This is a genomic window from Staphylococcus sp. HMSC035D11, from assembly GCF_001836075.1.
Lineage (GTDB): Bacteria > Bacillota > Bacilli > Staphylococcales > Staphylococcaceae > Staphylococcus > Staphylococcus hominis.
On record NZ_KV827241.1, the window covers coordinates 105,096 to 111,095 of the forward strand.

Sequence of the window (6,000 nt, forward strand, 5' to 3'; positions counted from 1 at the left end):
AAAGCCTGTGACATACCTTATGCCACAGACCTGTTATTATATGATATTGATATTATTATCAATTATTTTGAACGTTTTTGTTCATCAAATGTTTTTAAAATACCTTGTTTTGATAAGATATTGTGAACAGTATCAGTTGGTTTTGCACCGTCTTTTAGCCATTTTAAAGCTAATTCTTCATCGATTTTAACTTCTGGTGCATTTACACTTGCTGGATTGTAAGTACCGATTTGTTCAATGATACGACCATCACGTGGTGAACGCGCATCAGCTACAACGATACGATAGAATGGATTTCTTTTTGAACCTAAACGAGTTAAGCGAATTTTAACTGCCATTTATAAAACTCTCCTTTAAATCTTTTAATTTTTATTTTCTACAAGAAATAATAATAACAGGAACCTCCAACTTTGTAAAGACTTTTTTCTTTACCAAATCTAGATTTATGAAATAAATTGTAGATTTGATTATGTACTAGCTTTAACTAGAGCTTACCTTTATTCATTTTGGTTATGCATGTGCCAATGTACATGCATTCCTTTACTTATTTATGAAAAAGCGGAATAACACTTAGGATGTTATTCCGCTTTCATTACTTTTTAGAATGGTAAATTCATGCCTTTTAACATATTTTCCATTTGGCTACGTTTACCTTTTTTACCTTTACGACCATTACCCGTAAATTGTTTCATCATTTTTTTCATATCATTAAATTGTTTCATTAAACGATTCACTTCCTGCAATGAACGGCCTGAGCCTTTTGCTATACGTTTCTTTCTTGAAACATTTAAAATTGCTGGATCTTGTCTTTCATTAGGTGTCATTGATTGAATAATAGCTTTAATATGGTCAATTTGTTTATCGCTCATATTTAGCTTATCTAAACCTTTCATTTTATTCATACCTGGAATCATTTTCATAATATCATCCAGTGGTCCTAAATTCTTCACTTGATCCAATTGTTCTAAGAAGTCATCTAATGTAAATGAGGACTCACGCATTTTCTTTTCTAAATCTTTAGCTTTTTCTTGGTCCACATCTTGTTGCGCTTTTTCGATAAGACTTAATACGTCACCCATACCTAGTATACGAGATGCCATACGCTCTGGATGGAATAATTCTAAACCATCCATTTTTTCACTCATACCAACAAATTTAATTGGTTTATGTGTTACTGCACGAATAGAAAGTGCCGCACCACCACGAGTATCTCCGTCTAATTTAGTTAAAGTCACACCAGTGACATCCAATTGCTCATCAAATGATTGCGCAACGTTCACAGCATCTTGTCCTGTCATCGCATCTACAACAAGCATAATTTCATCTGGTTTTGAGATTTCTTTAACATCAGTTAATTCATTCATTAATGTTTCATCAATGTGTAAACGTCCCGCAGTATCGATAATTACAAAGTCCAAATGTTCTTCTTTAGCATATCTTAATGCGTTATCTACAATTTGTTGTGGTTTAACTTGATCACCTTCACTATAAACAGGTACATCAAGTTGTTTACCTACTGTTTGTAATTGATTAATCGCAGCTGGACGATATATGTCGGCTGCTACTAACATTGGCTTTTTATTATATTTTTTACGCATTAACAATGCCAATTTACCAGCGGTAGTTGTTTTACCTGCCCCTTGTAAACCAACCATCATTACAACTGTGGGTGGCTTATTAGCCATTTTAATAGATGTATTTTCTCCACCCATTAATTGTGTTAATTCATCTTGTACTATTTTTATAACTTGTTGTCCAGGTGTTAAAGACTGCATAACGTCTGATCCCAAAGCACGTTCGGAAACTGTTTTAACGAAGTCTTTGACTACCTTGAAGTTAACATCGGCTTCTAACAATGCTAATCTAACTTCACGCATCATTGTTTTAATATCCGCTTCTGTTACTTTACCTTTACCGCGAATTTTTTGCATCGTGGCTTGTAAACGATCGGATAATCCTTCAAATGCCATATTAACAACCTCCTTATAAATTATTCTAGTTCTTCTAATTTTTGGATTAAATGTTCCAGTTTTTTAGTATCATGAATAGATTGTTTCATTTCGTTATAAATCATTTGACGTTGTTCAAATTTCTCATATAACTTTAATTTAGTTTCATAGTCTTCTACTAAATCGCCAGTTCTTCTTATATTATCATAAACCGCTTGTCTACTCACTTTAAACGTTTCAGCAATTTCACTTAATGAGTAATCATTTAGATAAAATAACTCAAGATAATTCTTTTGTTTTTCAGTAAGCAAAGAATGGTAAAAATCAAATAGATAATTCATTCTTAACGTTTTAACTAAATCATTTTTCCCCATTTTGGTGTTCCTCATTATTATCTGTTAAGCTTTGCATTTCATCAGGGATATTATCATTTTGCTCAATCATATCAGCAAACAATCCATATACATAACTTTCAGGATTAAATGGTTGTAAATCATCTAGTTTTTCACCTAAACCAACGTATTTTACTGGAATATGCAATTCGTTTCGAATAGCAAGTACAATACCACCTTTTGCTGTGCCATCTAATTTAGTGAGCACAATCCCTGAAACGTTGGTTACTTCTTTGAATGAACGTGCTTGTGATAGTGCATTTTGACCAGTGGTTGCGTCTAAACATAATAATGCTTCATGGGGTGCATCTGGAACAGCACGACTAATGACTCGTTTCATTTTGTCCAATTCTTGCATTAAGTTTGATTTATTTTGTAAACGACCTGCTGTATCACAAATTAATATATCTACATCTTTATTCTTAGCCGCATTGATTGCATCATAAACCACTGCTGCAGGATCAGAACCTTCGCTTTGTCTGATTACCTCTACGCCTACACGATCGCCCCAAACTTGTAATTGTTCAATTGCACCTGCTCTGAAAGTATCACCAGCAGCCAACATAACTTTTTTACCTTCCATTTTATAACGATGTGCCAATTTACCAATCGTTGTAGTTTTACCTACACCATTGACCCCAACCATTAAAATGACATTTAATCGGCCATCTTCGATATTCATTGCTTCTGAATGATCATCTTCTTGGTGATAAATTTCTACAATTTTTTCAACGATAACTTCTCTTAAACCTTCAGTTTCTTTGATATTACGACGTTGTGCTTCTGTACGTAATTCATCCGTTAATTGCATAACCGTATTAAAACCTACATCCGCAGTAATCAACATTTCTTCTAAAGCTTCGAAGAAATCTTCATCTACAGTTCTATAACGTGCAATCAAGTTATTTAATTGCTCCTGGAAGTTTTCTCTTGATTTTTCTAAACCTGCTTTAAATTTCGCTCCCATTTTTTGAGCTTCAATTTCTTCAAAATCTTCAATTGAAATTAACCCATCTTCGTCAAAGTCAGCTTCGCTTAATTTACGTGGTTTTTTCTTTTTTGGTGCAGGTTCTTCATTTTCTTGTTCATTGTCTTTTGTTGATGGTTGATCTAATTCCTCATCTTCCGTTAATTCCTTTTCAATATCTTCAGTCGACTTTGTAGAAAATTTATCTTTTAGTCGTTTGAAAAAACTCATGCATTTTCCTCCTTCATAACCTCATCTATTGTATTTAAATTTACACTTACTAATTTTGAAACGCCTGACTCTTGCATTGTAACACCATATAAACGATCCGAATACTCCATGGTACCTTTTCTATGCGTAATGACAATAAACTGTGTTTTTTCCGATAAATCATTTAAAAATTGTGCGTAACGAATAACATTAGCTTCATCCAAAGCTGCTTCCACTTCGTCTAGTATAACAAATGGTGCTGATCTTACTTTTAAAATAGCAAACAGTAATGCAATAGCACTTAATGCGCGTTCGCCACCACTTAATAAAGAAAGATTTTGTAATTTTTTACCTGGTGGTTGAACAATAATATCTACTCCCGCAGACAAGTAATCATCATCCGTAAGCTCTAACTTGGCATGACCACCACCAAAAAGTGATTGAAAGACAGTTGTGAAATAATCTTGTACTTCAAAAAATGTAGCTTTGAAACGATCTTTTACTTCTTGATCCATTTCATCAATGATTTGTTCTAAAGTCTGTTTTGCTTCTCTTAAATCATTTCTCTGTTCATTCAAAAATGTATAACGTTCATTTAATTCTTCAAATTGTTCAATAGCATTAACATTAACTGAACCTAATTCTTCAATTGACATCTTAGTTAATTTTACTTTTTTTCTTAATGTTTCTATTGGAACATCTGATTGATAAGTTTCTCTCGCACGTTCAAGTGTAAGATGATACGTTTCATTTAAATGATTCATTGCGTGATTAATAAGAACATCTAATTTAGACTGTTGGGCCTTAATATCTTGATAAAAACTTTCAATAGATAATAAATCTTGATGGCATTGTTCGAGTTTGTACTCATGAATTTCAATATCTTCATTTATAGAATCTTTCTGTTCTTTTAAAGTATCAAGTTTTTGTTTTAATTTATCACGTTGAGACGCTTTATCTTGGATACTTGATTGAAGTTGTTGAAATGCTTTTTCGCCCATCATATCGTCAGAATTAAATAATTCTATTTTCTCTTTAGTTGCAATGATTTGTTGGTTAATTTGTGCAAGTTGCTTATCTATTCTTTCCAATGACATAGTTTGATGACTTATTTTTTCTTTAACGACTGCAACATCAGAACGTTTTTGATTTAATTCTTTTTCAACTTGCGATACATTTTCTTTACCTTCTTTAGAGAGTTTTGAATATACCTCTATGTCATTTTCAAGTTGTTTTAGTTGCTCTTGAATTTCAGATAAACGCAATTGTTGTTGCTTTAATGTATGACGACTTTTTTCACTTTGATAGCCATCATTTTTCTCAAATTCAAATTCTTCATGTTCACTTTTTATATGTGTTTCTTGTTTTTTCAATCGATCTAAAGTCAATGTTTCTTCGTGAGCGGTATCTTTTAATTGATGATATTGTTGGCTTAAATCTACATACTTATTACTTAATGTCTCAACTTTCTCTTTTTGCTTTTGCAATTGTTGTTCGAATTCTTTTGTTTTCTCTTCGTAGTCGTTTAATTGTGTTTTCATTGTTGCCAATTCATCTTTTTGAGCTAAAATACTTTTTGATTGACGCATTCCGCCACCTGTCATTGCTCCTCCTGGATTAACGATATCTCCTTCTAAGGTAACGATTCGCGCTTTATATTGAATCGCTCTTGCAAGTTCATTCGCAATTTTAAGATTCTCCACTATAATTGTAGTACCCATCAAATTATCTATCACAGCTTGATACGTTTGATTAACTTCAACCGCTTCCGATGCAATATTAATAAAACCATCAAAATTTCGAGCTACATTTTGAATATGATGAGATAAACTTCTTGCTCTAATTACATTTAGTGGTAAAAATGTTGCTCTTCCTAATCCTCGTTGTTTTAAAAATTTTATCGCTTGGCGACCATCTTTTTCATTATTTACAATAATGTGTTGTAATGAGGCTCCTAACGCTGATTCAATCGCTTGTGTCAATTTTGATGGTACCTTGATGACTTCAGCTACTGCACCATGAATACCACTTAAAGTATTCTCTTTTGCTTTTAATATATGTTTTACTCCATTAAAAAAGTAGGAATAGTCTTCTGCTTGTGTTTCTAAACTTTCCATACGCACGCGCATTTTATCAGTATATCGATAAGCTTGATATAACTTATCTTCATATGTCGCTTCTATACGTTTTGCTTCAGATAAACGATCTTCAACGTCACGCATGTCTTTCTCTGTTATGTTCATTTTTTGTGATATAGTAGTATGCGCTTGTTCTGTTTGATGTATGTCATTTTGAATATGTTTAAGTTGATCAAATACTTCTATTAATCTTGCATCGAGACGTGTTTTTTTAGTTTCATTTTCTTGAATAGTACGTTCTAAAAAACGAATATCATTATTCACTTCAGATTGCTCAGACATTAATTCATAATATTCATTTTTAATAGTTTCTAATTTTTCATCATGTTGTGCATCTGTAAGAT

Annotated in this window: 5 protein-coding genes; all 5 read right to left on the reverse strand. The window is 32.4% G+C overall.

Annotated elements, in window-relative coordinates; all coding sequences use genetic code 11:
* Positions 1-62: 62 nt before the first annotated feature.
* Positions 63-338, reverse strand: coding sequence for a 30S ribosomal protein S16 (gene rpsP, locus HMPREF2647_RS05980; RefSeq protein ID WP_002448807.1), 276 nt, complete (start codon positions 336-338; stop codon positions 63-65).
* A gap of 261 nt (positions 339-599) precedes the next feature.
* A complete protein-coding gene (gene ffh, locus HMPREF2647_RS05985; protein WP_019835642.1) occupies positions 600-1,970 on the reverse strand; it encodes a signal recognition particle protein in 1,371 nt (456 codons plus the stop codon).
* Between the two features lie 20 nt (positions 1,971-1,990).
* Entirely contained in the window at positions 1,991-2,323 is a 333-nt protein-coding gene (locus tag HMPREF2647_RS05990; protein WP_017174585.1) for a putative DNA-binding protein, read from the reverse strand.
* The gene (gene ftsY, locus HMPREF2647_RS05995; protein ID WP_017174584.1) at positions 2,310-3,539 is read right to left on the reverse strand and encodes a signal recognition particle-docking protein FtsY; all 1,230 of its coding nucleotides are present in this window, start codon (positions 3,537-3,539) and stop codon (positions 2,310-2,312) included. The genes HMPREF2647_RS05990 and ftsY overlap by 14 nt, the downstream gene beginning before the upstream one ends.
* On the reverse strand, positions 3,536-6,000 hold a 2,465-nt coding region (smc, locus tag HMPREF2647_RS06000; protein ID WP_256326479.1), incomplete at its 5' end, for a chromosome segregation protein SMC. The genes ftsY and smc, both read right to left, overlap by 4 nt.

Coding starts and splice junctions, on each gene's coding strand:
- rpsP (WP_002448807.1), bottom strand. CDS start 338: ATGGCAGTTAAAATTCGCTTAACTCGTTTAGGTTCAAAAAGAAATCCA.
- ffh (WP_019835642.1), bottom strand. CDS start 1,970: ATGGCATTTGAAGGATTATCCGATCGTTTACAAGCCACGATGCAAAAA.
- HMPREF2647_RS05990 (WP_017174585.1), bottom strand. CDS start 2,323: ATGGGGAAAAATGATTTAGTTAAAACGTTAAGAATGAATTATCTATTT.
- ftsY (WP_017174584.1), bottom strand. CDS start 3,539: ATGAGTTTTTTCAAACGACTAAAAGATAAATTTTCTACAAAGTCGACT.